The 686-nt window shown below is 45.2% G+C and carries 2 protein-coding genes; both read right to left on the bottom strand.

The annotated features are described in order from the left end of the window. Positions 1-384 (bottom strand): GNAT family N-acetyltransferase (locus tag R7P74_RS26670; protein WP_318123665.1); only part of this gene is annotated, 384 nt, incomplete at its 3' end. 36 nt (positions 385-420) lie between these two features. Beyond that, the coding region (locus R7P74_RS26665; protein ID WP_336624118.1) for a TyrR/PhhR family helix-turn-helix DNA-binding protein at positions 421-686 on the bottom strand (266 nt) is incomplete at its 5' end.

The following is a 686-nucleotide window of genomic DNA, read 5'->3' as shown; positions in this document are numbered from 1 at the left end:
GCATGCCATTTTTAACCCACGACGCATATAGCCGTGACCTTGTGCCTCTTCCGCCAAGGAATAGCCAACGTTACAGCTATAAAATGGAAAACGACTCATACTACTGAATGAAATCGTTCCTAGCATGCGCCCTGTATCAACATGAATTAGCAAGCAATAGTAGCCAAGCCCCATGCGATGGAGCTCATTCAACTTAATCAGTTTTTGGAGCCAACCATTAACAGAGAAAAACGCCTCTTCTCGCTTTGGTTCAAATGGCTTCAAATAATCGCGATTAGATTGAAAATACGCCGCGATCATATCGGCATCACCGATTTCAGCGGTTCGTAGAAGCAAGTCGCCGTCCAACTTGTGAACGGCGATTGATGAACTATGATCTTCCATTACAAACGACAACTTCCCTTTTCTTGATTACTCGCGTTAATTCTTACGAATCCCATAGTCACGTAACTTATTCGCAATAGACGTATGCGATACGTTCAAACGCTTCGCTAACTTACGGCTTGACGGGAACGACTGGTACAAACGCTCCAACACCTGGGATTCATAATCACGCATGATCTCGTCCAAAGAACCATCAATATTAAGCGTTGCACTGCCCCCGCCAACTGACTGCGGCTGTGGCAAATTAAAATGTTCGGCTTTCAGTAAGTGACCATCCATTTCTGTTAGCGCTCGCAACACCA

The organism is Vibrio sp. 2033 (assembly GCF_033339735.1).
This window is presented reverse-complemented; position numbering and strand designations above follow the sequence as displayed.